Raw genomic sequence first — 23127 nt, forward strand, 5'->3', positions numbered from 1 at the left:
ATCCGAGGCTGACCGGGTAGCTGAGCGGTATGCGAGTACCGACCCTGGTCAAGACCGCGGCGGCGGTGGCCGCGACCGCAGCCGCGGGTACCGCCGTCACCTCGTCCGCCACCTCCTCGCGCTGGTACCGCGGCCTGCGCAAGCCCGCGTGGCAGCCGCCGTCCACCGCGTTCCCGCTCGTCTGGACCCCGCTGTACGGGCTGATCGCGGTCGCCGGCGCCCGGGCGCTGGACCGCTCCGAAGGGCCCGAGCGGGCCTCCTTCGCGCGTGGCTACGCGCTCAACCTGGCGCTCAACGCCGGCTGGTCGGCCCTGTTCTTCGGTGCCCGGAGACCGGCCGCCGCGCTGGCCGAGATCGCCGCGCTGAACCTGTCCAACCTGGCGCTGCTGCGCCGCGCGGCGCGCACCGACGGTCCGGCCGGAGCCGCACTGGCCCCGTACGTTGCGTGGACCCTCTTCGCCACCGCGCTGAACGGCGCCATCGTCCGTCTCAATCGCGGCAGGTGAGCCCGGTGCTCCCGCCGGGCTGGGCGAGGGCTGGGCGGAGCGTCCGTTTCCGCTGACCGTGCTCCGCCCGTTTCCATGGGGTGGGAACCCCGCGCATTTTCCATTTCGTCTCCCAGGTGCCCGTCACCCGCCTCGGCCTCGCCGAAATTGGCGGAAGTCGGCGATATCGGTTTCGGGCCGGTTCGCATGGCCGCGCATAATCATGGCGATATCGGTATCGTTCCGCCCTTGTAGTGACCAGTCCCTTCTGCGGGCTGTGGTGCGGTCTCGGAAAGAATCGCCGTTCCGGCACTTCGATGAAATAAGGGCCCGACCGCCTCAGGGCCCGTGACATTCGGCGGCGCTCCGCCGCTATAGTTCGACCATCCCCTATGGAGTGTGCCGGAAAGCGTCTGATCTGCGTGATGACACCTGGGCTGGGAGATGCGTCAACGGGCCCGTGCTTCGCCGGGCGGGAATCGCAGTTGGCGCGTATCGGGAAAGTCCGGGACGCGGCATTCGGCCAGGGCCGGCAGATGGTGTGTGAAGTGGTCGGCGAGCCGGGTGTCGGCAAGACCCGCCTGGTCCACGAGGCCCTGCGACGATGCGCCCCCGCCGTCGTCTGGGCCGTCGGGACGTGCGCACCGGACGAGCGGGGAGTTCCCTTCCACGTGTTCCGGCACGCCCTCACGAAGGGCCAGCCACCTCGGCGCGGGCTGCGGTCCGGGCGACCCGCGGAGAACTGGGCGGAGGCCGCCGCGCCGCCACCGGCACCGGAGCGGGCGTCGGACGTCAGGCGGTTCCGGACCTACCAGGCGGCCCGCCGGCTGATCGGGCTGGCTGCCCGGGACGGACTGGTGCTGGTCCTCGACGACCTGCACTGGGCGGACGCCTCCTCCGCCGGCCTGATCGCCCACCTGCTGCGGTATCCGGTGCCGGCGCCGCTGCTGCTCGTGCTCGTCTACCGCCCGAGGCAGACGGCGACCCCGATGCCGTTCGGCCCGCCGGAATCCGACGAGAACGCCGATCCGGAGCCGGCGTCCCACGACCGGATCGAACTCTTGCCGCTCAGCCTCGCCGAGGTCGCGCTCCTGCACCCCGACGCCGATCCGGCGGAACTGCGCGCCCGGTACGACCTGACCGGCGGCAACCCGGGTTACCTGGCGGCGCTTCCGGGCGGACCCGCTCCGGCCGGCACCGACCCGATCCGCGACGCGCAGAGCGCCCGGCTGCCCGACGCGGCGGTGGCCGCCCTGCGCCGCGAGTGGGCCGACCTGCCGCCCGTCGAGCTGGCCTGCCTGCGGGCCGGGGCGATCGTCGACGCGCCCTTCGCCCCGGAGCTGCTGGCCGAGGTGGCGCAGGTGCCGACGGCACAGGCGGTCGAGGCCGCTTGGCGGCTGGCCCGGCTCGACCTGATCCGCCGCGTACCCGGCACCGGACGGTTCGCCCTCCGGCACCCGGTGCTGCGGATGGCGGTCGCCCAGGACACCGACCCGGCGTGGCGGGTGGAGGCCTGCGCGCGGGCGCTCACCGCGCTCGTCGATCTCGGCGCGCCGCCGGTGGACCAGGCGCGCTACGCGGAACGCCTGCTCGCCCTGCCGAACGGCCGTTGGGCCGAACGCTGCGCCGACGTGCTCTCCCGGGCCGCACAGGAGATCCGGCGTGAGGCGCCGGATCTGGCCGTCCACTGGCTGCGGCAGGCGTTGCGGGCGCTGCGGCCGACGGCCGGTTCGACCCAGCGCCGCCGCGACGTGTCGCTCGCGCTGGCCCAGATCACCGGCGAGGCGGGCAACCTGGCCGAGAGCCGGGCCCTGCTCCAGGAGATCGTGCCGTTGTTCCCCGCCGACGAGGAGGGACGACGGGCCCGCGCGGTGGCGCTGTGGGCGCGGGTGGAACGCCTGCTCGGTAACTACGCGGAGGCGGCGGCGATCAGCCGGCGCGAGCTGGCCGCCCTGCCGGCCGGCACCGGGCCCACCGGCGGCTACCGGCTCGCCACCGAGATCGGTGTCGCCGGCATCCTGGCCGGCCGCCCCGTGACCGCGCTGCCCGACGCGCTCACCGCGGATCCGGGCGGCTCGGGCGTCGACCGGGCCGGCCTCCTGGCCGTACGCAGCCTGGCCGCCGTGCACGACGGCGCGCTCGACGAGGCGCGTGGGCTGCTCGACGCCGGAAGCCGCATCGTCGACTCGCTCCCAGACCGGGACCTGCGCGACCACCCCGACTGCCTCACCGCGCTCGGCCTGAGCGAGTCGTACCTCGAACGGCCGGCCGACGCGGTGCGGCACCTCGACCGTGGGCTGACGCTCGTCCGCGCCTCGCACCGCGACGACGGGCTCTGCCAGCTCCTGCTCGCGCGCAGCCAGGTGGCGTACCACGCGGGCCTGCTGGGCACGGCCATCGGACTGGCCACCGAGGCGGGCATCGTCGCCCGGCGCATCGGCAGCCACCACCTGCTGAGCTTCGCCCTGGCGTCCGAGGCGGAGGCGACGGCCTGGCGCGGCGACCCCCGGGACGACGACCGGGCGGTGGCGCTGGGCCGCAGCGCCGTCGGAATCGCCACCGACCCGGCCACCTGGTGCGGCCGTGCCGCGGCGACCGCCCTGGCGACTGCCGCGTTGCTGGCCGGTGACCCGGCGACCTGCGCCGAACTGGTGCACTCGGCCGGCGGTGACAGCCGGCTGAGCCGCCTCCAGCCCGCCGTCCGGCCGATGTGGCACGAACTGCTCTGCTCCGCCGCGCTCGCCGCGGGCGACGTGGCCGGCGCCGAACGGCAGGCGCGGCTGGCCATGGCCGAGGCGGAGCAGGTGGGCCTGCCCGGGCAGCGGGGCTTCGCCGAGTCGGCGTACGGCGAGGTGCTGCTCGCCCGCGGCGAGATCACGGCGGCGCAGCTCCACCTGGAGACCGCTGTCGACCTGTTCCGTTCCGGCGGCATGGCCCTGCGGCGCAGCCTGGCGCTGGCCTCCCTGGCCCGGGCGGCCGAAGCCGCGGAACAGCCCGGCCCGGCGGCGCGGGCCCGCCGCCGCGCGCTGGAACTGGCCGGATGGTGCGGAACGGAACGGGTCGGCCTGCGACTGGCCCGGCCGGTCGGCCCGCGCGCGGCTGCCGCCCTCACCGACCGGGAATGGCACATCGCGCGGCTGACCGCGACCGGAGTCACCAGCCGGCTGATCGGGCGGCAGCTCAACATCAGCCCGCGCACCGTGGAGGCGCACCTGACCCGGATCTACCGCAAGGCCGGCGTCACCTCCCGGTCAGGGCTGGTCGCCTGGGTCGCCCGGCTCGATGACACCGATCGGTGACCGCTGCCCGCGCGGGATGACGTCGTTCCGTGCAACGCCCACGGGCCGGGTAGCACGAGGCCGCGCCGCCACCGGCAGGGGCCGACCGCCGCTCACATACTCGACTGCACCGGGCGCGATTCCCGTGCACCGGTTGTGGATGGAGGACGAGATGCTGGGCAGAAGATCCGTCAGGGGCCCGCGTATCCTCGCCGTGCCGGCGATGCCGTTCGCCGCCGCCACAGTGGCGCTGCTCGTCCTGACCGGCTGTGGTGGTGAGCCGGTGGACGCGGCGACCCCGGCCCCCGACGACCCGGCCGCCTTCGGCCGGGACCGGGCCGCGCTGGTGCTCACCGCCTTCGACCAGGCAGACTCGGCCGCCTCGGTGGCCGGCGACGTCGAGACGCTGCGGACCCAGGAGGTCCCGCCCTCGCTCGACCTCAGCATCGCAGCGGTCCGCCGGGCCGCCTACAACCAGCAGACGCAACCGTCGTTCCAGCACATCAACCCGGCGTTCGCGGTGCCGCCCGGCGACCCGTCCTGCTTCCTCGTCACCGCCACCCTCAAGCTGGCCGGCTCGGAACTGGCGCCCACCGACGTCAGCCAGTTCGTGCTCGGCGCGGACGGCCAGTGGAAGCTCAGCCACAACGTCCAGGTCACCCAGTCCGCGCTGGTGGCCGCCCGGAGCATCGACGGGCGGGCGGCCACGGCGGGCGGCGCCGCCCTGGACGAGACCAGCCGGCGGGCCCTCGCCGCCGAGGTCTTCGCGCGCAGCATCGGGTCGACCACCGGCAACCGGTCCCTGCTCGCGTCGAGCCCGCTGCTCGACGGTCAGTTCGCCGGCGGCTGGGAGGTCTACGGGCAGCAACTCGCCGGTGCCGGTGCGGGGGTCCGGCGGACCCTGGACCGGGCGAAGTGGTCGGACTGCGCGGTCACCACGCCGGCCGGCACGCTGACCTTCCTGACGATCCACGCCGCCGACACGCTGAGCCCGGCGCCCGGCGGCCCGGCCACCGTCCAGATGGTCCCGCAGAGCCCGGACCTGATCGCCACCGGCCACCGTACGGCGGTGCGCGGCAAGTCGATCCGGGTCACCCGGGTGGAGACCTTCCTGCTGCTCGTACCGGCGCAGGCCACCGGCACCTCGGTGCTGGGACTCAACGACACCGCGCTGACAGTCACCGCCGGCTGACCGGGCACCGTCCCGCCGACGGCTGAAACCGGTGGCATCACGCGGGATCGGACGCTCCGAACGCGACGATGGCAGCAACCGTGATCGCCGGCGGGGCCGGCGGTGCCGCGCTCCGGCCACCAGGCTCGGGAGGAACCATGTGGCGTCCGCGCTTCCGATCGGACTACCTGCCGGTGCGACTGCCCGACGGCCCGCTCGTGGTGCTGGGCGAGACCCGAAGCCTGCTGGTCGACGATCCGGTCGCCGCGGACCTGGCCGGCCAGCTCGACGGCGCCGCGCCGCTGGCCGACGTGGTGGCCCGGCTCGCCACCCGGCACCCGGTCGCCGCCGTCGCCGCCGCCCTCGCCCGGCTGCGCGACCACGGCCTGCTGGCGTCCGGCCCGGCGCACACCTCGCCGGCCGAGGCCGCCGGCTGGGACGCCCGGGGGGTCCCGCCCGAGGCGGGGCGGCGGTGGATGGCCGGCGGCCAGGTCACCGTCGTGGACCTCGGGGCGCCGCGGGTGGCCGAGACGGCCGACGCGCTGCGTGCCCTCGGGCTCGCCGTGACGGTGGCCGGGCCCGAATCGGCCGACCTCGGCGATGACGACGCCCAGGTGCTGGTGCTGCCGTCGTCGATGCTCGACCCCCGGCTCGCGCCGATGAACGACCGTCACCTGGCCGCCGGCCGCGCGTGGACACTGGCCCGGCCGCACGGAAACGTGATCTTCCTCGGCCCGCACCTGGTGCCGGGCCGTACCGGCTGCTGGGCCTGCCTGAGGCAACGCTGGCAGGAGAACGAGCAGGTGAACGCCTTCCTCGGCGCCCAGGACCCGGCCGGCCCGCTGCCGCAGCCCGGACGGGCGGTCCTGCCCGGACTCGCCACCACGGCCGCCGGCCTGCTCGCCGCCGAACTCGCCGTGCTCGCCGTGCTCGGCACGTCGCCCCGCCTCACCGGCCGGATGGTCGCCCTGGACACCCGGGACCTCAGCACGGAGAGCCACCGGCTGGTGCGCCAACCACAGTGCCCCGCGTGCGGCGACCCGGACCTCGTCCGCAAGGCCGAACCGCGCATCGACCTGCCGCCGAGCGGCGCCCAGCCCAGCCGGTCCGGGGAGTCCCGCACCCGGGACGCCGCCGAGACGTACGCGGCACTCGTGCACCACGTCAGCAGGTACCTGGGCGTGGTGAGCCGGCTGACCCCGCTGGAGGCCACCGACAACGGCGTCACCCACACCTACTCCGCCGGGCACAACTTCGCCCAGCCCAGCCGGCTCGACGGCCTGCGCCGCAACCTGCGTGGGCAGAGCGGTGGCAAGGGCCGGACCGACCTCCAGGCCCGGATGAGCGCGATCGGGGAGGCGGTCGAGCGCTACTGCGGGGTGTGGCGCGGCGACCGTCCGGTGCACCGGGCGGCCTACCGGCAGCTCGGTCCGGACCGCGCGGTGCACCTGCGGGAGCTGCTGCTGTTCTCGCAGCGGCAGTACGCCGACCGGAACCGGCTCAACCGCGACCTCGGCCACCTGCACCGGGTTCCCCGCCCGTTGCCCGACGACGTGGAGCTGGACTGGACCACCGGCTGGTCGCTGACCCGGCGGCAGCCGCGCGAGCTGCCCGCCGCGTACTGCTGGTACGGCCATCCGGAGCTGACCGGGCTGGGCGTGTGCTCGGCCGACTCGAACGGCTGCGCGGCCGGCGGCAACCTGTCCGAGGCGATCGTGCAGGGCTTCTGCGAACTCGTGGAGCGGGACAGCGTGGCCCTGTGGTGGTACCACAGGTCCCGGATGCCCGGGGTGGACCTCGCCTCGTTCGCCGACCCGTGGGCGGTGGCCTGCGCCGACCACCACGCCCGAGTCCTCAACCGGGAGCTGTGGGCCCTCGACCTGACCGCCGACCTCGGCATACCGGTGTTCGCCGCGGTGTCCCGGCGGGTCGACGGCGGGCCGGAGGACGTCCTGGTGGGCTTCGGCGCGCACCTGGACGCGCGGGTCGCGCTGACCCGCGCGCTCACCGAGGTGAACCAGTTCCTGCCCGCCGTCGGCGGGCCCGGCTCCGGCCCCAACCGGTACGGCGTCGGCGACCCGGACACCACGCGCTGGTTCGGCACCGTACGGGTCGCCGACCAGCCCTGGCTGTCCCCGGATCCGGCCAGACCGTCGCGCACCCTCGCCGACCATCCGGCGCTGACCACCGGCGACGTGGGCGACGACGTGCGCCGGTGCGTACGCCGGGCGGAGCGGGCCGGCCTGGAGGTGATCGTCGTCGACCAGTCCCGTCCGGACGTGGAGCTGGCGGTGGTGAAGGTCGTGGTGCCCGGCATGCGGCACTTCTGGCGCCGGCTCGGCCCGGGACGGCTGTGGGACGTGCCGGGCCGACTGGGCCGGACCCCGCTGGCCGCCGACGAGACGTCGGCCAATCCGCTGAACGTGTTCTTCTGACCGGCGCTCCCGGCCCGCCGGGAACGTGGAAGGGATGTGGGGATGAGCACCGTGGCGGACCCGACCGGCCGGTGGCCGTCGTGACCGGCGCCGCCGGCCCGCCGGTGCAGGAGTCGTACCGGCTGCGCCGGGACGCCGAGCTGCGGCTCGGTGAGGACGGCTCGCTGGTGCTGCGGCAGACCCGCTTCCGGCTCACCCTGGAGCGACCGGGCATGGGCCGGCGGGCGCTGCTGCTGCGGCTCGCCGCCGACTGGGTCGGCGACGTCGAGGTGGGACGGCTGATCAGCGGCCTGGAGGGGGAGAGCCGGGTGTTGCCGGCCCAGTTGCTGCTGCGCCGGCTGCTCGCCCACTGCTGGCTGGAACGCCGCGTCCAGGTCGACGACCGGCCGCTGCTCGACCTCGTACCCACCGGCCTGGGCCGGGGCAGCCTGCCGGAGAGCCGTCCGCACACCCCCGGGGTCCGCTACCGGCTCTCCCGCTTCGCCACCCTCCAGCACGAACGGGGAACGCTGGTGGCCGCGTCGTCGCTGAGCACCCTCACCGTCGGCTGCGCCGACGCCGCCCTCGGTGCGGTCCTGGCCGCCGCGGTGCCGGGCCTCGGACCCGACACGGTGGCCCGCACGCTCGGCGTGTCGCCGGAGGCCGCCGGCCGGGTGCTCGACGAGCTGGCCACCGCCCGGATCCTGGTCACCGACGCCGAGTACGAGGCGGAGCACGACGACGCGCCGCTGGCGTACTGGTCACCGGAGGAGCTGCGGCTGCACCACCGCTCCCGGGCCGGCCGGCACGCGCTGCCGGTGGGCGGCACCTACCGGATGCGGGAGCGCTTCGCGCCGCAGCCGTTGCGCCGCCCGTACGACGGGGACCGGGCGATCGAGCTGCCGCTGCCCGACCTGGCGACGATCGCCAAGGCGGAACCCGCGTTCAGCCAGGTCGTCGCGGAGCGGCGCACCGTACGCGAGCACGACGACACCGCGCCGCTGCCGCTGGACCGGCTGGCGGAGTTCCTGTACCGGACGCAGCACACCACTGTCGCCGGTGAGGCCGGCGGGCAGGAGGTGGGCCACCGGCCCTACCCCGGCGGCGGCGGGGTCTACGAGCTGGAGATCTATCCGCTGGTCGCGCGCTGCGCGGGGCTCGACCCCGGGCTCTACCACTACGACGCCGTCGGGCACCGGCTGGAACCGGTCGCCGGGTGGGGCGTGGCCGCCGACCGGCTGCTGGCGTACGCCCGGGCGGCCGGCGCCATGCCCCGGCCGCCGCAGACGGTCCTGGTGGTCACCGCGCGCGTGCAGCGGCTGATGTGGAAGTACGAAGGGATGAGCTACGCCATGATTCTCAAGGACGCTGGTGTGCTGACCCAGCAGATGTATCTCGTCGCCACCGCGATGGGACTGGCGCCGTGTGCTCTCGGCGCCGGGGACTCCCAGGCCTTCGCCGAGTTGTCCGGGCTCGACCCGCTCGTCGAACCGAGCGTGGCGGACTTCCTGCTCGGCTCCCGCCACCCCGCCGGCGCGGGAGGCCGGCGGTGAAGTTCCGGCGGCAGGCGCTGCGCCAGTTGGAGGCGCCCGAGCAGCTCGACCGGGCGGTCCGGCTGACCACCGTGCCGAACTGGCTGGCCACCGCCGCTCTGCTCATCGTCGTGGTCGCCGCCGGGGTCTGGTCGGTGCGTACGGTGGTGCCCCGGACCGTCGAGGCGGCCGGCGTGCTGATCCACTCCAACGGCATCTCCGCACTCGACGCGCTGGACAGCGGTCAGGTCACCAAGGTGTGGGCGTCACCGCACCAGCGGGTGACGAAGGGCACGCCCCTCTACAGCCTGCGGTCGATGGACGGCAAGGTGCGGGTGGAGAACGCGCCGGGTGACGCGTACGTGGTGGCCTGGCTGGTGTCCGAGGGCGAGATCGTCACCCCCGGCACGCACCTGGCCGACCTGGAGCGGCTGGACACCGCCGGGGACGCGTTGCAGGCGGTCGTCTACGCCCCGGCCGTCGCCGCGCCGCTGCTGCAACCGGGCGTACCGGTCGAGGTGGCCGCCGCGGCGGCGCCGCGCAACGTGTTCGGCACCCTGGCCGGGCGGGTGACCACCATCGGCGCCTTCCCGGAGACGGAGGCCTCGCTGCGCGCCTTCCTGGGCACCGGGCCGGACGTCCGGCGGCTGCTCGCCCGGGGCAGCGTGGTGCGGGTGACCGTCACCCTGGAACCCGACCCGGCCGCGCCGGGTGGCCTGCGCTGGACCAAGTCCCCGCCACCGTTCCAGCTCAACTCGGCCAGCGAGGTCACCGCCTGGTTCACAGTGGACCGGGAGCACCCGATCGACTGGTTGCTGGGCCGATGACCGCGCCGACGACAGCCGCCACCGCGACGCCGGAGATTCCCCGGATCCGCCGCCGACGCGTGCGTACGCCCACCCTGATCCAGATGGAGGCGGTGGAGTGCGGCGCCGCCGCGCTGGGGATCCTGCTCGCCCACCACGGCCGGCACGTACCCCTGGAGGAGCTGCGCCGGGTGTGCGGGGTGAGCCGGGACGGCTCCACGGCGGCCACCGTGCTCCGGGGCGCCCGCAAGTACGGCATGGTGGCCAAGGGTTTCCAGATGGACCTGGCCGGCCTGGCCACCGTCGCGCTGCCGGCGGTGCTGTTCTGGCGGTTCGAGCACTTCGTGGTGCTGGAGGGGCTCGGCCGCAAGGTCTACATAAACGACCCGGCCACCGGGCCGCGCGCGGTGAGCTGGGAGGAGTTCGACGGCGCCTTCACCGGCGTCGCGCTCACCATGGAGCCCGGCCCGGAGTTCCGGCCGGGCGGCACCCGATACCGGCTGCTGCGGGCGCTGGCGCAGCGGTGGCGCGGCCCGGGTTCGGCGATCGCGCAGATGCTGCTGCTCGGCCTGCTGATCGCCGTGGTCGGCTTGACCATCCCGGTGATGGCGAAGGTCTTCGTCGACCGGGTGCTGTTGCAGGAGGACCGGGCCGCGTTCGCCGGGCTGGTGGCGGCGGTGGCGGTGGCGACGGTGCTGACCTTCCTGGCCAGCCTGCTCCAGCAGCGCCTGACCGTACGCGCCGAGACGGCGCTCGCCCTGAGCAGCGCCGCCCGGTTCTTCCGGCATCTGCTGCGGCTGCCGCCGGCCTTCTTCGACCAGCGGCAGGCCGCCGACCTCGGCCAACGGGTCCGGGGCAACGAGGTGGTCGCCGAGGTGCTCACCCGCCGGGCGGCCACCACAGTCGTGGACACCGGACTGGTGCTGGCGTACGGGGCGCTGCTCTGCCAGTACGACCTGCTGCTCGGTCTGTGCGCGGCGGTCCTCGCCGGGCTGAACGTCAGCGTGCTGCGTTACGTCGCCTCGACCCGGTCGACTGCCGTCGCGGGCCTCCAGGCGGACCGCAGCAAGATGGTGACCACCGTCTACACCACGCTTCAGATGATCGAGACGGTGAAGGCCGGCGGCGAGGAGGAACGCGCCGTGGCCCGGTTCGCGGCGCGGCACGCCACAGTCGCCTCCCGCCAGCAGCGGCTGGGGGTGCCGACGGCGGTGCTCTCCGTCCTGCCCGCGTTCCTCGCCTCGGGGACCACGGCGGTGCTGCTGGGGCTGGGCAGCCGGCAGGTGGTGGCGGAGGCGATGAGCGTCGGCGTCCTGGTCGGCATGCAGAGCCTGGCCGCCGCGATGAACCGGCCGTTGGGCAACCTGACCGCGCTGGGCTCGCGGCTTCAGGACATGAGCGCCGACCTCAACCGGCTGCGCGACGTGGAGCGGTACCCGCTGCCGCCGGCCGAGGACCGGCCCGCGCGGCGGTTGACCCCGATGGAGGGGCACCTGCGCATCGAGGAGGTCACCTTCGGCTACAACCCGCTGGGTCGCCCGCTGCTGGAGAACTTCAGTCTGGACCTGCCGCCGGGCGCCCGGGTGGCGCTCGTCGGGCGGTCCGGCAGCGGCAAGTCGACTGTGGGCCGGCTGGTCGCCGGGCTCTACCGCCCGTGGACCGGGCGGGTCACTGTGGACGGCCTGGAACGGACGGCCACCGACGACGGCCTGTGGGCGGCCACGGTGGCCATGGTGGACCAGGACCAGCGGCTGTTCGAGGGGACGATCCGCGACAACGTCACCATGTGGGACCTCACCGTCGCCGACGAGGACGTCGTCGCCGCGTTGACCGACGCCTGCCTATACGACGAGGTGGCGGCCCGCCCGGGCGGCCTGGCCGGTCCGGTACGGGAGAACGCCCGCAACTTCTCCGGCGGGCAGCGGCAGCGGCTGGAGATCGCCCGCGCGCTCGTCCGCAATCCCCGGGTCCTCGTGCTCGACGAGGCCACCAGCGCGCTGGACGCCGAGACCGAACGCCGGATCGATCTGCACCTGCGCCGCCGGGGGGCGACCTGCCTGATCGTGGCGCACCGACTGTCCACGGTCCGCGACTGCGACCTGATCGTCGTGCTGGACGGCGGCCGGGAGGTGGAGCGCGGCACCCACGAGCAACTGGTCGCCCGCGACGGCGCGTACGCGCGCCTGGTCCGGGACCACTGACCGCCACGACACGAGGAGACGCTGATGAGCGGCGCGGTGGAGGGTCCCGCGGCGGGTAGCCTGATCGGCTTCTGCGCCGAGGGCGTACGCGAGGTCTGCCGCCTGGACGACCCGGTGGCGGGCTGGCTGGTGACCGGCGGCGAGGCCGACCTGTTCGCGGTGCGCCGGACCGGGTTGAACCCGTCCCGTCGGCACCACGTCGCCCGGCTGCCCGCGGGCGGCCTGGTGCCGACGTCCACGGCGATCGGCGTGTGGCAGCTGATCCTGGTGCCGCTGCCCGGCACGGAACTGCGCGCGCTGCCCCGGCCACACCTGTCCCTCCTGGAGCGGCAGGTCCGGCCCGGCCTTCCGGCGGACGAGGAGGTCTCGCCGCGGGCGCGCGGCGCCGCCACGGAGTTGGTCGCGGCGGTGGACCTTGTGCTCGTCGCCGTCGCCGACGCGCTGCGGCGGGGGCAGGCGCCCCGGGAGGCGTCCACCCTGAGCGGGCACGAGATCGTGTCGCTGGCGCAGGGGAGCACCCTCGTCTCCACCGGCGGCGCCTGGTGGCTGCGTAGTGCCGGCGGGCAGTTGCGCCGCAACGACGGGGGCCCGGCGGAGGTGTCGGGGGAGCGCGAGCTGTTGCTGATCGCCGAGCGGGACTGGGTGGTGGCCGAGTCGCCGTGCGCGGTGGAGAGCCACGGCAGCTGGGACCTGCTGGTCACCGGCCAGCTCCGGTCGGCTGTCGACCAGCACGTGGTGCGGCTGCTGCGGCTGGTGGAGAGCCGGATCGAGGAGGCCGACGCGGCACTGCTGAACGGCGTGGAACGGCGTCGGCAGATCGACGCCGAGATCCTCGCCGCGGCGGCCCGCCGGTCACTCGGGGTGATCGGCGCGGGCGCTGCGCTTGCGGTCCCGGACCCGGAGGCCGGCTTCGACAGGTACGGGCGGGCGGCCTCGGTGCTCCGGGTGGTGACCGAGGGGATGGGCAGCCCGGTCAACGAGCCGGCGGACCGCGGCCGCGCGCCGCTGGACGACCGGGCGGCGGTGCGTGCGGTGTCCCGGGCGTCCAGCCTCTTCTTGCGCGAGGTGCGGCTTCCGGACCGGTGGTGGCGGCGGGACCTGGGGCCGCTGGTGGGGTGGCGGACCGGCGACGATCCGTCGGCCGCCGTCGCGGTGCCGTTGCTGTTCCGTCGCGGCCGCTACCACCACGTCGACCCGGAGACCCGCGCGTACGGGCCGATCGACGCGGCGGGGGCAGCGGCGCTGGCCGCCGAGGCGACCCAGGTGCAGGCGCCGCTGCCGCCGGTCGCCCGGATGCGTCACCTGCTGCGGGCCGGGCTCGTGGGCGCGGCCCGCGACGTGCGGGGGCTGCTGGTCGCCGCCGCCTGCGTGGCGGTGCTGGGCCTGGGCGTGCCGCTGGCCACCGGCGAGGTGCTCGGCCAGCTGGCCCGGCAGGGCGAGGTGGACGGGCTGTTCGGCTTCCTCGCGCTGATGCTCAGCGCCGCGGTGGTCGCGGGACTGGTCGGTGTGATGCAGAACCTGCGGTTGCTGCGGCTGGACGGCCGGTTGCAGTCCGGCACGCACATGGCGATCTGGGACCGGCTCATGCGACTGCCGGCCCGGTTCTTCACCGGTCGCAGCAGCGGTGAGATCGCCAACTCGATGCTGGGGATCTCGTTCGTCGGCGAGGCGCTGAGCGCGCTGCTGCCGCAGCTCGCGTCCGCGTCCGCGACCGTCGCGGTGACCCTCGGCATGCTCCTGGTGGTGGAGCCCGTGCTCGGGTTGTGGGGGGTGGGGATCGTCGTCGTCACGATGCTGACGTTCGGCGCCTTCGCCGTCCTGATCGCCCGCCGGCAGCACGCCGCGCTGCCGGCCGAGCACCGGGCGGCGGCGATGACGAACCAGTTACTCGGGGGCATCGTCAAGATCAAGATTGCCGCCGCCGAGTCCCGCGCCCACGCCCGCTGGTCGGAGGCGGCCGCGACTGCCCGGGCGGCGCTGCAACGGGTCCGGCAGAGCCAGGCGGGCCTCGTCGCCTTCGCCACCGCGCTGCCGGTCGCCGGTCAGCTCGTCCTGTTCGCCGTGCTGATGGGCCCGCTCTCCGGCCGGGTCTCGCCGACCGACTTCTTCGTCCTCAACGTCGGCTTCGCGATGCTGCTCGGCTCGCTGCTCGTGCTGGTGTCCGCCGGGGTCGAGGTGATCGCGGCGGTGCCCCGGCTGGGCGGCCTGCGGGACATCCTGCGCGCCGAGCCCGAGGCCCGGCCCGACCGGGTGGACCCGGGCGAGTTGCGCGGCGAGGTCGCACTGCACCGGGTCACCTTCGCGTACCAGCCGGACGAGCCGCCGGTGCTCGTCGACATAGACCTGCACGTCCGCCCGGGCGAGTTCGTCGCGGTCGTGGGGCCGAGCGGCTGCGGGAAGTCGACGCTGCTGCGGCTGCTGCTCGGCTTCGAGCGCCAGCAGCAGGGCGCGGTGCTCTACGACGGCCAGGACCTCTCCGAACTCGACGTGCACGCGGTACGCCGGCAGTGCGGGGTGGTCCTGCAGGACGGCCAGCTCTTCGCCGGCTCGGTACGTGACAACATCTGCGGCGCCGGCAGCTTCCCGCTGGACCAGGTCTGGGAGGCGGCGCGGCTGGCCGGGCTCGCCGACGACCTGGAGGCGTTGCCGATGGGGATGAGCACGATGGTGCCGTTCGGCGGCGGGACGCTCTCCGTCGGGCAGCGCCAGCGGGTGCTGATCGCCCGCGCGCTGGCGCCCCGGCCCCGGATCCTCTTCTTCGACGAGGCGACGAGCGCGCTGGACAACCGGACCCAGGAGATGGTCACCAGGAGCACCGCGACCATGGCCGCGACCCGGGTGGTCATCGCACACCGGCTGTCCACGGTCCGTGCGGCGGACACCATCGTGGTGCTCGAAGCGGGGCGGATCGTCCAGCGGGGCACCTACGACGAGTTGATGGACCAGCCGAACGGGCTGTTCCACCGGCTGGCGCGGCGGCAGCTGGTGGACCAGCCGGGACGCGTCGACGCCGTGGCGGAGAGCCGGCAGCCCGACGGCCAGCCCGCGGCGGGCTGACCGCCCGGTCAGCCGTTGTCGATGACCGCGCCGTCCTCCAGGCACACGTCGGTGTCGAGGTGGTTCTCCAGCAGCTCCGCGATGTGCGCCTCGGCCTGGTTCTCCACGGCGAGCCGGAACGCCTCGGTGAGCACGCCGACCACCCCCTGGGTCAGCAGCAGGGTCTCCCGGTCGAGGTCGGCCCAGGACGACCGGTTGCCGTTGCGGGCCAGCTCCGGCGCGAGGGCCAGCAGTCTCGCGGTCACGGCGGCGACCAGGTCGCCGGCGACCGGCCGGAGGCTGTCCAGCACCTCGCTCAGGGTCTGCAACGCCGGCACCGTGCCGACCCGTACCCGATGCAGGTCCAGGGCGGCGCGTAGCGGGCGCGGCCGGGTGGTCCGGACGGTGCCGTCGGCGGCCCGTCCGATCACGCCGTGCCGGGTGAGCGAGTGGGCCAGCGCGGGACGCTCGGCGGCCAGTCGTTGCAGCATCGCGGTCAGCCCGTCGGGCGCCTCGTCGCCGGCCCGGACCCCGAGCATGGCCTCGATGGAGACCAGGTTGAAGCCCTGTCGTTGCAGGGCGAGGATCGCGTCCAGCCGGCGGACGTGGGAGTCGTCGTAGAGCGCGGCCCGGCCGTGCCGCACCGGCGGGGGCAGCAGCCGCCGGGCCTGGTGGGCGCGGATGTTGCGCGGCGACATCCCGACCTTGCGGGCGAGTTCCTCCACGCTGTACCCGGCCGGGCCGCCGGGCGTCGTCGTCACCTCGTCGATGGTCACGGTGGCCTCCGGCAGCGCTCGGTGACGGAACACGGCACCCCGCCGGACCGCTGTCACGGGGGCGAGCCGGCGATCGCAGCCTAGGTGCGGGCGACGCGCGGGTGACAGGCGAGGAATCACTACTTGTTCACACTGATGACAATCATTAGAATCGCCAATCCGTGGCACGCCGTTGATTCCCAATTACCCGGCTTTCGCCGCGCTGCGGCCCCGTCGCGGCCACATTCGATGAAATTCCCACTCGCCCGGCGGGGCGGCACGGTCCACGGGCCCACGATGAATCGGAAACCGGTGGCCCGGGCCTCCCGCGCTGCCTTCGCCGTCCCGGTGTCACCGCGGGGCGGCCGACCGTCGAAGGGAGCAGGGGTGTGACAAACGTCGATCGGGCGGTCTTCGTGGCCGCGTACAGCCGGCTGGTCGCCGACGTCTGGGCCGACCCGGCCAGGGAGCGGGCGCTGGACTCCGACCCGCGGGCGTTCCTCGCCGGCTACGGCCTTCATCTGCCGGAGGATGTGCAGGTCCGGGTGGTTCGCGACGTCGCCGACGCCGATCCGGACCTTGAGGTGCAGGTCGAGTCGTGGGAGCTGGCGGAGGTCACCGGCGCCTTCGTGCTGTTCGTGCCGTCGCTGCTGCCGGTGGCCGAGGCGGAGCTGGCCGAGGACGAACTGGACAGTGTCGTCGCCGGGCTGGACTCCAGTTGTGCCTGCTGCTGTCCGTGCTGCTGCACCTGACACCGATGTCTGCCGCCCGCCGGGCGGCACGGCAGATTCTGATGGCAGTCAGCGGAAATGCTTGATTGCCTCACCTCGATCTTCCTAGCGTTCTCGCCACAGCAATTAACCGCCCGGCCCGCAGCCCCACGAAAGGACCGAAAGATGAGCAACGACGACCAGGAATACGGTGCCAGGTTCGTGACCAAGTACTCGGAACTGGTCACCGCCGTGTGGCGCAGCGACGAGGAACTCCAGCGCCTCCTCGCCGACCCGACCGGCTACGCGACCGCGGCCGGCCTGCCGGTCGCCCCCGGCGCCACTGTCGAGGTCGACCGCGCCCAGCCCGCCACGCTCTACACCAAGGAGCAGATCGTCGCCGACTGGTCCGGCACGCCCGGCCGGCACGTGCTGCACGTGCCCGAGGTGCCGCTGGTCGACCTCAACGAGCTGACCGAGGCCGAACTGGAGACGGTGGCCGGCGGCGTGGCCGCGGCGGCCGACAACAACGTCAACATCATCGCCGTCCTCATCGTCTGAGTTCCTCCCCCCACCCCCGCCGGGAGCCTCGATGACTGACACGACCGAGACCATCGCCTTCCGATCCGGCACCTACCGGACGGCCACAGTGGAGCAGACCTGGGCACGGGTCGGCGGCATGCTCGACCGGTTCCGGCTCACCCGGGTCGCCGACATCACCCGGCTCGACGAGATCGGCCTGCCGGTGCACGTCGCCTACCGGCCGGTCGGCGCCACCATGGCGGTGAGCGTCGGCACCGGCGCCACGGCGATGCAGTCCCGGGTCAGCGCGGTGATGGAGAGCATCGAGTCCTGGCACGCCGAGAACCTCCGGCCGGGGACCGCCGTCCGGTCCCCGGCCGAGGCGCTGGACCTGCCGTACGACGTGCGGTGGCTGCACCTGGCGGAGCGGTCACCGCTGACCCCCGCCGTCGAACTCGACTGGGTCGAAGGCCGTGGACTGGTTACCGGTACGCCCTGCCTGGTGCCCCGCGCCACCATCGAACTCGACTTCACCGTCCGGCGTGGCTGGGACCGCGCCCTGTTCACCGCCAGCAGCAACGGGCTGGCCACCGGCAACACGCTCGCCGAGGCCAGCCTGCACGCCCTGCTGGAGGTCGTCGAGCGCGACTGCATCGCCCCGTACTGCACCTCGCCGCTGACCGAGCGCACCTACACCGACCCGGGCACCGCCACCAACGCCATGACCCGCACCGTGCACGAGGCGCTGCTCCGGGCCGGCTGCTGGGTGGAGGTCTGCGACATCACGAACGAGGTCGGCGTGCCCTGCTACGCCGCCTCGATCTGGTCCCCGGACCTGCCGGTCACCTTCGGCGGCTTCGGCTGCCACGTCGACCCCGAGATCGCTGTCGGCCGGGCCATGGCGGAGGCGGCGCAGTCCCGGCTGGTCATGGTCTCCGGTGCCCGCGACGACATCGACGCCACGGCGTACCACGACGTCGGCGCGCCGCCGGTGCCGCCGCCCACTGTCGACCGGCCCGCCGGGCCGGTCCGCCGAGACCCCCCGCCCGCCGGGGACGTGACCCAGGTGCTGCGTGAGCTGGCGGCGCGGGTGCAGCGGATCACCGGAGTCGAGCCGTTCCGCGTCGACCTGACGCACGACGACATCGGCATCCCGGTGAGCAAGGTGTTCGCCCCCGGCCTGCGCATGTTCGACGAGCGGGCCCTCAGCACCCGACCGGGAGCACCGCGTGACTGATGTCGTCTTCATCGGACCGAGCCTGCCGGCCGACGAGGTGGGCCGGCTGATGCCCGAGGCGGTGGTGCTGCCACCTGTCGCGCACGGCGACCTGCTCCGCCTGGACGTCGGCCCCGGCGACCGGGTCCTCGTGATCGACGGGTTCTTCCTGCAACACCCGCCGGTCCGTCACCGGGAGATCCTCGACCTGCTCGACCGTGGGGTGACGGTGGCCGGCGCGGCAAGCATGGGCGCGCTGCGCGCCGCCGAGCTGTGGCCGTTCGGCATGCGTGGCGTGGGCGAGGTGTTCCGGCTCTACCGCGACGGTGTGGTCACCGGCGACGACGAGGTGGCGGTGGTGCACGGGCCCGCCGAGGAGGGTCACCGCACGTTGAGCGAGCCGCTGGTGAACATCCGGGTCGAGCTGCGCCGCGCGGTCACCGCCGGAGTGCTCAGCCCGGCCGAGGCCGAGCTGCTGCTGGACATCGCCCGGGAACTGCCGTTCCGGCGGCGGTCGTACCGCGCGCTGGAGCGCACCGCGCCGCCCGGGGCCGCGGGCGCGGTGGACCGGTTCCTCACCTGGCGACGGCGCGATCCCGGGGACGCCAAGGGCGCCGACGCGCGGCTGCTGCTGTCGATGGCGGCGGAGAACGCGCCGGAGTTGTGCCCGGCGCACGCCGGGGACCAGCCGATCGACAACCTGCACACCCGTTTCCTCGACAGCTGGCGGTCACGGTTCGCCGGGGCGTCGGTCGGCGGCCACTGGGTCAGCGACCGGGAGGCCGCGGCGGTGCTGATGCTGATGCATCCCGAGGCGCCGGCCTGGCACCGGCGCGGGGTGCTGGCCGGGCTGGCCGAACTCGACATCACCCACCCGGCGGTCGAGGAGCGCGCCCACCGGGCGGCCCGCGACCGTGGCCTCACCGGCGTGCCACCGGGCGGCTGGGAATGGCTCACCGACCGGGACCGGGGCATCGACGACCGCGAGGCGGTGCTGCGGGTGCTGGTGCGGGCGTTCGGCACCACGCCGTACCGCAGCCTGGCGCTCTGGATGGTCGCGGCGCCGCTGCGTACCCGCGCGATGCTCGCCGCGGCGCGGCAGGTCGCGGCGACCGCGGCGTCGCTGAACGAGACGCTCGTCCCGCGTACGACGGGACACCGCCGCCCGGGCGGCCGGCTCCACTTCCGCACCGAGGTGGTCGACGGGTGCTTCGCGCGGTTGTGGGGCTGCGACGACGGTGGCCTGGAAGCGGCGGCGTGGGACCGGGGCTTCGACAGCCTGGCGGCGTTCCGGTACGCCGCCGAACCGCTCGTGGCGTACGTCAAGGCGTTCGGCGCACCGCGACTGCCGGCGGTGGCGCAGCGCGCGCAGGAGGACAGCCCGGCCGGTTCAGCGGCCCGGATCGGCTGAGGAGGCGTCGATGACCGCAACGGTGAAGGCGGCACTTGTCTACCCCCCGCTGACCGACCCCACGTCGGGATACCACTCGCTGAACTACCTCGACTCGTACGCGCGGGCGCAGGGGCACCGGCCGGCGGAGATCATCGACGCCAACATCGAGGCGTTCCACCACTCGTACACCCCGGGGGCGTACGAGTGGCTGCGACGGGAACTGTCCCGGCGCTCGACCGACGACCTCAGCGGCCCGGACGCGTTGATGGCCCGGGCGAACCACCTCGGCCTGCCCGACCCGGACCCGGAGCGGCTGCGCCGGTCGATCGGCGTGTTGCAGGACCCGAACCTGTTCTACGACTACCGGCACTACCAGGACGCGGTCGAGGGCGTGATCTCCTGGATGGACGCGCTCGGCGCGGTCGGTTTCCCCGGGCAGTTCCGGGCCGGTTTCCGGCTCCAGCCACCACCGATGGTCTCGATCGGCTCGGTGGCCGCGCTGACCGACGAGGCGCTGCTCGGCCGGCTCAACCGGCCCTTCCAGCCGTACTACGAGGACGTGCTCATCCCGCGGCTGGCCGCCGGCGACCATCAGGTGATCGGGATCAGCGTCACCTACCAGTGGCAGCTACCGTTCGCGCTCTGGATCGCCCGGCTCGTGCGCCGGGCCTGCCCGGACGCCTTCCTCGTCGCCGGCGGTACGGAGATCTCCGACCTCTGGAAGTGCGCCGGCCGGCCCGAGTACGTCTTCCAGGTGCTCGCCGACTTCGACGCGATAGTGGTCGGGGAGGGGGAGAGCGCGTACACCGAGATCCTGGACGCGGTCGCCACCGGCACGCTGCCGGCCGGGCACCCGAACGTCCGCCTGCACCCCAGGTACGGCCGCCAGCGTCAACTGCCGTTGCGCTACGAGCGCCTGGCCCAGGTGCCGGTGCCGGACTTCTCCGGCCTGCCGTGGGACCTCTATCTCAGCCCGGAGCGGTTCGTCTACTACTCGCCGACGCGCGGCTGCTACTGGAACAAGTGCACGTTCTGCGACTACGGCCTGAACACCGACGGCCCCACCAGCCCGTGGCGGCAGGACACGGTGACCAAGATGGTCGCGGACGTCACCGAACTGTCGAAGTTCGCCAAGTTCATCTACTTCTCGGTGGACGTGCTCGCGCCCGCTACCATCCTGCGTTTCGCCGAGCAGGTCGTCGAGCGTGGGCTCGACTTCCGCTGGGGCGCCGAGATCCGGCTGGAGAAGTACTGGTCGGACGAGCGCTGCGAGCTGCTGCGGCGCAGCGGCTGCGTGGCCGTGTCGGTCGGCTTCGAGTCCGGCAACCAGCGCATCCTCGACCTGATCGACAAGGGCACCAAGCCGGAGCAGGTGCGGCGCACCATGACCGCGATGACGAAGGCCAACATCGGCGTGCAGATGATGGGCTTCACCGGCTTCCCCACCGAGACCCGGGAGGAGGCGCTGGACAGCATCACGTTCCTGCGCGACAACCCCGACCTGTGGACCCTCGGCGGGCTCGGCGACTTCATGCTGACCCCGGGCGCCATCGTCGCCAAGGAGCCGGAGCGGTTCGGCATCACCAACGTGCGGCCGGTGGAGGGCTCGGACATCGTCCGGATGCTCCGGTACGACGAGCCGGTGACCGAGGCGGCGCAGGCCGAGGTGGCCAGGGCCAAGGCCGACCTGAACCCGGGCCACTTCCACCGGCCCTGGCTGGGCAGCACCGACACCCCGCACACGTTCTTCTACCACGACCGGTACGGCACGGCGGTGCGCGGCGTGCTCGCCCACGACCGGGTCCGGCACGACACCGACGACGAGACCGAGTTCCTCGCCAACGGCGTCTTCGTGGATCGCGACGACGAGCAGGTGTGGGACGCGTACCGGCGGATCCGCTCCGACGAGCAGGAGGGCGCACCCGGCGAGCTGCCGGCGAACCGGCACCTGTTCCGTCGCACCGACGGCCAGGTGTTCGCCCTCAACCGCAGCAGCCGGCTGTTCCTGGATCTGTTCAGCGCGCCGCTCACCCTCGCCGACGCGCAGCGCCGCCTCTGGATCGTCGAACCGGCTGTCGCCGACCGGGTCTGGCGCACCTTCATCGGGCAGCGGCTGATCCGCCGGCACCAGCTTCCGGCCGAGCCGGTGCGGTGACCCGCGCGGAGTGGGATTTTGCACTCGCAGTGCATCTTGTCTCCGGGGCCGCGCCTGCCTAGCGTCAGACCATGCCTGACTCGTGGACGTTCGCTGTGGCCCGGGACGACCTCGCCGACACCACGCTCGTCGGCGGCCCGGCGCCCGGCCTCTCCGACGGGGAGGCGCTGCTGCGCGTCGAGCGCGTCGGCCTGACCGCGAACAACGTGACGTACGCGGTGCTCGGCGAGGCGATGCGCTACTGGGAGTTCTTCCCGCCCGCTCCCCGCGCGCTCGACGAGCGGTGGGGCCTCCCACCACTGTGGGGCTTCGCCGAGGTCGAGGCGTCCGCGGTGGCCGGGGTCGAACCGGGCCAGCGGGTGTACGGCTATCTTCCGCCCGCCCGTCACCTCGTGGTGCGCCCGGACCGGGTGGACGCGTCCGGTTTCCGCGACGCGAGCACACACCGGGCCGGCCTGCCCTCGCCGTACAACGCCTACCGGTCGACCGGCGGCGATCCGGCGTACCGGGCGGATCAGGAGGACCTGTTGATCCTGTTCCGGCCGCTGTTCTTCACCTCGTTCATGCTCGCCGACCAGATCCTCGACGAGGGCGCCTACGGAGCGCGGTCACTGGTGCTGTCGTCGGCGTCGAGCAAGACGGCGTACGCCGCCGCGTTCGAACTGCACGGGCGCGGCCCACGCCTGATCGGGCTCACCTCGCCCGGCAATGTCGCCTTCACCAGTGCGCTGGGCTGCTACGACGAGGTCGTCTCGTACGACGACATCGGCACGCTCGACGCCGCACCGACCGTCTACCTCGACCTGTCCGGCTCACCCGCGACCCGCGCCGCCCTGCGCACGCACCTCGGCGATCTCCTCGTCCGGGACATCGCCGTCGGGCTCACCCAGCAGACGCCGAACGCCGACGCCGCCGGGGAGGTCTTCTTCGCGCCGGTACGCATCCGCAAGCGCAGTCGGGACTGGGGTCGCGCCGGCCTCGACGACCGGTTCGCCGATGCCTGGCAGCGGTTCTCCCAGGTGGTGAGCGGATGGCTCGACGTGCGGGTCGGCACCGGCCCGGAGGCGCTGCGGGAGGCGTGGCTCGACGTCCTCGCGGGCCGTACGCCACCACGGGTGGGGCACGTCGTCCAGCTGTAAGAACATCGCCGATTTCGACCGCGGCGCGCCCGCCCGGCCGATGCGCGCTAGGCTGACGACGCGGGGTACCGAAGACTGATCGCCACCCCTTGCTTCTCCCACGGTTTCCCAGCCGCGATGACTGAGTCGAGCGCTGCCGTGCAGATTCCCTTGGAGCACCTTGTGCCCGACAACACGTTCGCCCTGAACCCCTTCCGTGTAGACGGGCTCGGGGCCACCGACGACGAGCGCAGCCCGACCGCGGACGTCAGCGCCGAATCCATGACGCGCCTGCGGAGCCCGTTCACCGCGGCGCGTCCCGCTCACGAGCCGGC

The 23127-nt window shown here is 73.9% G+C and carries 15 protein-coding genes; 14 read left to right on the forward strand and 1 reads right to left on the reverse strand.

What is annotated here, in order from left to right; all coding sequences use genetic code 11:
* Nucleotides 1-29: 29 nt before the first annotated feature.
* From ACGFIA_RS11085 to ACGFIA_RS11120, 8 genes are all read left to right on the forward strand, one after another.
* On the forward strand, nucleotides 30-506 hold the full coding sequence (locus ACGFIA_RS11085) for a TspO/MBR family protein (RefSeq protein WP_357469952.1): 477 nt from the start codon (nucleotides 30-32) through the stop codon (nucleotides 504-506).
* Nucleotides 507-910: 404 nt separating this feature from the next.
* Nucleotides 911-3784, forward strand: a complete 2874-nt coding sequence (locus ACGFIA_RS11090) for an ATP-binding protein (protein WP_393259660.1) — start codon at nucleotides 911-913, stop codon at nucleotides 3782-3784.
* Between the two features lie 139 nt (nucleotides 3785-3923).
* On the forward strand, nucleotides 3924-4955 hold the full coding sequence (locus ACGFIA_RS11095) for a hypothetical protein (RefSeq protein WP_393259662.1): 1032 nt from the start codon (nucleotides 3924-3926) through the stop codon (nucleotides 4953-4955).
* Nucleotides 4956-5092: 137 nt separating this feature from the next.
* Complete coding sequence (locus tag ACGFIA_RS11100; protein ID WP_357383353.1) at nucleotides 5093-7369, forward strand: TOMM precursor leader peptide-binding protein; 2277 nt, start codon at nucleotides 5093-5095, stop codon at nucleotides 7367-7369.
* An 80-nt stretch (nucleotides 7370-7449) separates the two neighbouring features.
* Nucleotides 7450-8901, forward strand: coding sequence for a SagB family peptide dehydrogenase (locus tag ACGFIA_RS11105; RefSeq protein ID WP_357383355.1), 1452 nt, complete (start codon nucleotides 7450-7452; stop codon nucleotides 8899-8901).
* Nucleotides 8898-9707, forward strand: coding sequence for an HlyD family efflux transporter periplasmic adaptor subunit (locus ACGFIA_RS11110; protein WP_357383357.1), 810 nt, complete (start codon nucleotides 8898-8900; stop codon nucleotides 9705-9707). The genes ACGFIA_RS11105 and ACGFIA_RS11110 overlap by 4 nt, the downstream gene beginning before the upstream one ends.
* The gene (locus ACGFIA_RS11115; RefSeq protein ID WP_357383359.1) at nucleotides 9704-11887 is read left to right on the forward strand and encodes an NHLP family bacteriocin export ABC transporter peptidase/permease/ATPase subunit; all 2184 of its coding nucleotides are present in this window, start codon (nucleotides 9704-9706) and stop codon (nucleotides 11885-11887) included. Before ACGFIA_RS11110 ends, ACGFIA_RS11115 begins: the two co-directional genes overlap by 4 nt.
* 24 nt (nucleotides 11888-11911) lie before the next feature.
* Complete coding sequence (locus ACGFIA_RS11120) at nucleotides 11912-14944, forward strand: ATP-binding cassette domain-containing protein (protein ID WP_357383361.1); 3033 nt, start codon at nucleotides 11912-11914, stop codon at nucleotides 14942-14944.
* 8 nt (nucleotides 14945-14952) lie between these two features.
* Here ACGFIA_RS11120 and ACGFIA_RS11125 read toward each other — a convergent pair whose 3' ends face one another.
* Complete coding sequence (locus tag ACGFIA_RS11125; RefSeq protein ID WP_357383363.1) at nucleotides 14953-15732, reverse strand: MerR family transcriptional regulator; 780 nt, start codon at nucleotides 15730-15732, stop codon at nucleotides 14953-14955.
* Between the two features lie 335 nt (nucleotides 15733-16067).
* Between ACGFIA_RS11125 and ACGFIA_RS11130 the strand changes: the two genes are divergently transcribed.
* The 6 genes from ACGFIA_RS11130 (at nucleotide 16068) to ACGFIA_RS11155 (ending at nucleotide 22813) form a co-directional block, all read left to right on the forward strand.
* Complete coding sequence (locus tag ACGFIA_RS11130) at nucleotides 16068-16430, forward strand: hypothetical protein (protein WP_357383365.1); 363 nt, start codon at nucleotides 16068-16070, stop codon at nucleotides 16428-16430.
* Nucleotides 16431-16574: 144 nt separating this feature from the next.
* On the forward strand, nucleotides 16575-16949 hold the full coding sequence (locus tag ACGFIA_RS11135; RefSeq protein WP_357383367.1) for a hypothetical protein: 375 nt from the start codon (nucleotides 16575-16577) through the stop codon (nucleotides 16947-16949).
* Between the two features lie 31 nt (nucleotides 16950-16980).
* A complete protein-coding gene (locus tag ACGFIA_RS11140; RefSeq protein WP_357383369.1) occupies nucleotides 16981-18147 on the forward strand; it encodes a YcaO-like family protein in 1167 nt (388 codons plus the stop codon).
* Nucleotides 18140-19537, forward strand: a complete 1398-nt coding sequence (locus ACGFIA_RS11145) for a TfuA-like protein (RefSeq protein ID WP_357383371.1) — start codon at nucleotides 18140-18142, stop codon at nucleotides 19535-19537. Before ACGFIA_RS11140 ends, ACGFIA_RS11145 begins: the two co-directional genes overlap by 8 nt.
* 10 nt (nucleotides 19538-19547) lie before the next feature.
* Nucleotides 19548-21674: a radical SAM protein gene (locus tag ACGFIA_RS11150; RefSeq protein WP_357383373.1), complete on the forward strand. Its 2127-nt coding sequence runs from the start codon at nucleotides 19548-19550 to the stop codon at nucleotides 21672-21674.
* A 71-nt stretch (nucleotides 21675-21745) separates the two neighbouring features.
* Nucleotides 21746-22813, forward strand: coding sequence for a DUF2855 family protein (locus ACGFIA_RS11155; RefSeq protein WP_357383375.1), 1068 nt, complete (start codon nucleotides 21746-21748; stop codon nucleotides 22811-22813).
* The last annotated feature ends 314 nt before the right edge of the window (nucleotides 22814-23127 follow it).

The organism is Micromonospora sp. NPDC049203 (assembly GCF_043197215.1).
Lineage (GTDB): Bacteria > Actinomycetota > Actinomycetes > Mycobacteriales > Micromonosporaceae > Micromonospora.

Coding starts and splice junctions, on each gene's coding strand:
- ACGFIA_RS11085 (WP_357469952.1), top strand. CDS start 30: ATGCGAGTACCGACCCTGGTCAAGACCGCGGCGGCGGTGGCCGCGACC.
- ACGFIA_RS11090 (WP_393259660.1), top strand. CDS start 911: ATGACACCTGGGCTGGGAGATGCGTCAACGGGCCCGTGCTTCGCCGGG.
- ACGFIA_RS11095 (WP_393259662.1), top strand. CDS start 3,924: ATGGAGGACGAGATGCTGGGCAGAAGATCCGTCAGGGGCCCGCGTATC.
- ACGFIA_RS11100 (WP_357383353.1), top strand. CDS start 5,093: ATGTGGCGTCCGCGCTTCCGATCGGACTACCTGCCGGTGCGACTGCCC.
- ACGFIA_RS11115 (WP_357383359.1), top strand. CDS start 9,704: ATGACCGCGCCGACGACAGCCGCCACCGCGACGCCGGAGATTCCCCGG.
- ACGFIA_RS11120 (WP_357383361.1), top strand. CDS start 11,912: ATGAGCGGCGCGGTGGAGGGTCCCGCGGCGGGTAGCCTGATCGGCTTC.
- ACGFIA_RS11135 (WP_357383367.1), top strand. CDS start 16,575: ATGAGCAACGACGACCAGGAATACGGTGCCAGGTTCGTGACCAAGTAC.
- ACGFIA_RS11140 (WP_357383369.1), top strand. CDS start 16,981: ATGACTGACACGACCGAGACCATCGCCTTCCGATCCGGCACCTACCGG.
- ACGFIA_RS11150 (WP_357383373.1), top strand. CDS start 19,548: ATGACCGCAACGGTGAAGGCGGCACTTGTCTACCCCCCGCTGACCGAC.
- ACGFIA_RS11155 (WP_357383375.1), top strand. CDS start 21,746: ATGCCTGACTCGTGGACGTTCGCTGTGGCCCGGGACGACCTCGCCGAC.